The 4,089-nt window shown below is 47.8% G+C and carries 4 protein-coding genes; 2 read left to right on the top strand and 2 right to left on the bottom strand.

The genetic code is table 11. From position 1 onward, the window contains the following. Positions 1 to 135 precede the first annotated feature (135 nt). Positions 136 to 972 carry a dienelactone hydrolase family protein gene (locus H6F50_RS06925; protein ID WP_190427862.1) on the bottom strand — a complete coding sequence of 279 codons (837 nt, stop codon included), beginning with the start codon at positions 970 to 972 and terminating at the stop codon, positions 136 to 138. A 64-nt stretch (positions 973 to 1,036) separates the two neighbouring features. Between H6F50_RS06925 and H6F50_RS06930 the strand changes: the two genes are divergently transcribed. After that, on the top strand, positions 1,037 to 1,198 hold the full coding sequence (locus tag H6F50_RS06930; RefSeq protein WP_190427859.1) for a hypothetical protein: 162 nt from the start codon (positions 1,037 to 1,039) through the stop codon (positions 1,196 to 1,198). Between the two features lie 72 nt (positions 1,199 to 1,270). On the opposite strand, the gene H6F50_RS06935 is transcribed toward H6F50_RS06930, so the two are convergent. Next, a complete protein-coding gene (locus tag H6F50_RS06935; RefSeq protein ID WP_190427860.1) occupies positions 1,271 to 2,392 on the bottom strand; it encodes a hypothetical protein in 1,122 nt (373 codons plus the stop codon). 36 nt (positions 2,393 to 2,428) lie between these two features. Between H6F50_RS06935 and H6F50_RS06940 the strand changes: the two genes are divergently transcribed. Next, on the top strand, positions 2,429 to 4,089 hold a 1,661-nt coding region (locus H6F50_RS06940), incomplete at its 3' end, for a TIM-barrel domain-containing protein (protein WP_190427861.1).

Raw genomic sequence — 4,089 nt, forward strand, 5'->3', positions numbered from 1 at the left:
CTTCGCTAACACAGGTTCAAGAATGATTTTTCCTTAGTCCGCGAAGGCGGACTTCGTTTGTATAGCCGCGATTTCCAATCGCCAGGGCTTAAGTAGACTTAAAAGCAACCGAATCGCAGAATGAGCGATCGCTTCTTAAGCAACCCCGTACTTCTTAAACCAAGCTTGTAAGCGTTTCCAGCCGTCTTCTGCTTCCTCTTTTCGGTAGCTGGGGCGGTAGTCGGCAAAAAAACCGTGGGGCGTGTCCGGATAAAGGATAATTTCCGAAGCATTGTCTGCTGCTTTTAGTGCCTCCTGCATCTTCTCGACAGTTTCGTTCGGAATGCCGGTATCGCTGCCGCCATAGAGTCCCAGCACGGGCGCTTTCAGCTGATCAACTAGGTCGAGAGGATATTTGGGAATGAGGGGCAAAGACTCGCCTACTAGGCGTCCGTACCAGGCAACGCCAGCATTCAGCGCGGGATTATGTGCCGCATACAGCCAAACGATTCGCCCACCCCAGCAAAAGCCTGTAATTCCCAGTTTATCGGTGTTTCCCTTACTAGACTTGGCTGCCCAAGCAACCGTTGCATCCAAATCTGACATGACTTGGGCATCGGGGACTTTAGAGACAACTTTGGTGATAATTTCTTGAATATCGCTCATCCGGGAAACATCGCCTTGACGCGCATAGAGTTCCGGCGCGATCGCTAAATAACCTAGTTTTGCAAAGCGGCGACAGATATCTTGCAAATGTTCGTGGACGCCGAAGATTTCCTGCACCACTAGCACGACGGGGAAATTCTTACCTCTTGCAGGCATTGCCCGATAAGCGGGGATGGCTCCATCTTCTACGGGAATCTTCACTTCACCCGCCACTAAGCCTTTCTTATCGGTAGTGATGACTTGGGCAGAAATAGGGCGAACTGCTAGGGCAAACCCTGCCGCCAGCGTAGAGGCCATGATAAATTCGCGGCGCGTGAATTTCATCAGCAGTTTTCTCCAAGAAACTTCTTCAAGTCTAGATTGTGCATCAGTTGGGCGGGGATAACCGCCGATGTTCTCGGCAGAAGCCTTCAGCGCGATCGCCCCAGTGACCAGCTATGCGATGCAGCCAACCAACTTAGGACTTACGCAAGAACTCTCTGGAACTTTTATGCCTTCGTGTCCTTTGCGTCCTTCGCGGTTCGCTTTCCATAACTTTGCGGAAGTCCTGTAACTGTTAGAAACTGGATCGATGGTCGGTAAAATAGCTCTAATTATTTAAGCTTAACGATCGCGAACCAAGTTATTAACTGTTCGGGGGCAGGGAAAGATTATTCACCTTTAGCCATTCCCTAATTGGTGGTTCCGAACTAACTTGTATAAGTGTTGTTACATTAGGGTCTTCAATCGCTTTTTCTAGGTCGCGCATAATCTCCTCCCGAACCTCAGTCGGCGACAGTTTACGGTTATCAACAAAATTTGGCTCTGTTTCAATCTTACAAATTGCTCGATTAAACTCATAAAATCCAAATCCCTTCTTATTTAACCTATCTCGAATTTCAATTGCTTTACTCAATGCCTTTCCCGCTCGTTCCCATTCCGGCGGAGTCTTATCTTTAAGTGCATAGCCAAGATGACCGTGATGGCGATGAAACTCCTCTTTGGGGTCGCTTTCTATCAAAGCTTCAAATACCGGGATAGTCCTTGCCATCAATTGTTTGTTACTTTTCCAAGTGGCTTGGCGCAATTTTTTAGCTTTATAAAAAGCTTCAACTCTCATAGCAGGAGAAGCCTCTTTAATCGCTTTTTTAAGTTGTTCAATTTCTTCTGGATTCTCAGGAATTGAATCGTCAAAAAAGCGTTCCAGCAAGGCTGATGCTTCATTATCTCGTTCCGTTTGACTTTTAACTTCCTGAATTTCGCTTTTGGTTTCATTTACCTGAGCTTTAAGGTTTTCAACGTCATCTCTGAGATATTTGTCTACAACCCTATTAATTAAGGCTCCTCCACCATAGCCACCAATAATTCCTATAGCTAACACCTGATCAGACGTGAGGCTTTGGAGGTTTTGTATGTTTCCAGGCAAAAGCATAAAGATTACAAAAGCGCCAGCAATACCAGCAATGCAATCTGCTATTAAGCCTAGATTGATAATGTGTTCGCTTTCCCTATATGGGAGCATCAATTTTTGATTTCGCATGGAAGACGATAAACCACCAAATGCTCCAGCTAAAGTTAGAAGCAATAAAAAGTGAGAAGAAGATTTGAATGCGTCTACTATGATGTAACCAACAAAGGAAAAAACAATTATACCTAGTAGAAAGTAAGCAAAAAAATGACCCTGTTTTGAATTTTTCATATTTAGTGCTTTTCTAGATGTAATTTTATTGTTTGCTTCAAAGTAAAATTGCATTACTACTCTATTCAAGATTTGAATCTCTCATCAGGAACTTCATAAAACGTAATGCCGCAATATTTTGGAAAACTGCCCACGACAGGGACATCTTGGTCAACAATTGGAACACTAAAAACCATAGAACGCCACGATCGAGGAATCTACGGTGATTGTGAGAATTCGCGCCTTGCCATTAGCATTCTGGCACCGAACTTAGTCCGAGTACGGTGGGCACCCAGTGGCGAATTGATGTCGCGTCGTTCGTGGGCAGTTACCTTAGACGATCCAGAATGGGCAATCGTCCCCTTCCAACTTCGGGAAACTGACGCAGCAGTAGAAATCGAAACCGAGCAGATGCGGGTGTACATCCACCGCCAAGGGTGTCGGATCGAGTGTTTTGATAAAACTGGGCGACCTTTCGCGCAAGACACCGGAATGGGAATGGCTGCACGCATGGGCGCGATCGCTGCCTGGAAACGCATCGAAGCTGATGAACATTTCTACGGTTTTGGCGAACGCACCAAGCTACTCGACAAACTCAGCGAAGTCCAAACAAACTGGACAGTTGACGCCCTCGATTACAGTTCATTTACCGATGAAATGTACCAGGCGATTCCATTTTTTATAGCGCTGCGTCCAGAACTCGCCTACGGTATCTTCTTTAACACTACTTTTTGGAGCCAGTTCGACATTGGTGCGGAACAACCGGGCGTCTATCGGATGGAAACGCGGGGCGATGAACTGGATTATTACATCATTTACGGTCCCGAACCGGCGCAAATTCTTAGCACCTACACCCAGCTAACAGGTCGGATGCAACTTCCGCCGAAATGGTCGCTTGGTTATCACCAATGCCGTTGGAGTTACGAATCTGAGGACGTGGTGCGAGAACTTGCCCAGGAATTCCGCAACCGTCGCATCCCTTGCGATGTGATTCATCTCGATATCGACTACATGAAGGGCTACCGGGTGTTTACCTGGAGTCCCAAGCGTTTCCCCGATCCTGCCCAATTGGTCAATGACTTGGGGCAGGATGGCTTCAAGACGGTGACAATTATCGATCCGGGCGTTAAGTACGAGCCGGAAGCCGATTACCACGTCTTCGACCAAGGGATAGAAAATGACTATTTTATCCGGAAGGCAGAGGGTGAGCTATTCCACGGCTACGTTTGGCCCGACAAAGCGGTATTTCCTGATTTCCTGCGTCCGGAAGTGCGCCAGTGGTGGGGCGACTTGCACAAAAGCCTGACAGAAGTCGGCGTTGCGGGTATCTGGAACGATATGAACGAACCGGCGATAGACGATCGCCCGTTTGGAGATCCGGGGAATAAAATATCCTTTCCCTTAGATGCCCCCCAAGGTTCGCCAGAAGAACGCACCACCCATGCCGAAACGCACAACCTGTATGGGCAATCAATGGCTCAATCAGCTTGCGAAGGGTTGAAGCGGCTGCGTTCTACAGAGCGCTCGTTTGTGCTGACACGCTCCGGTTTTGCCGGAATTCAACGCTGGTCGTCGGTATGGATGGGCGATAATCAATCGCTGTGGGAGTATCTGGAGATGTCCCTGCCGATGCTCTGCAATATGGGACTGTCGGGTGTGGCGTTTGTCGGTTCGGATATTGGCGGTTTTGCTGGCAATGCCACGGCGGAATTATTTGCCCGGTGGATGCAAGTGGGAATGCTTTACCCGTTGATGCGCGGTCACTCGGCAATGAGTACGGCAAGACA

The sequence above is a fragment of the Coleofasciculus sp. FACHB-712 genome (assembly GCF_014695635.1).
Classification (GTDB): Bacteria; Cyanobacteriota; Cyanobacteriia; order Cyanobacteriales; family FACHB-T130; genus FACHB-T130.

Coding starts and splice junctions, on each gene's coding strand:
- H6F50_RS06930 (WP_190427859.1), top strand. CDS start 1,037: ATGTTCTCGGCAGAAGCCTTCAGCGCGATCGCCCCAGTGACCAGCTAT.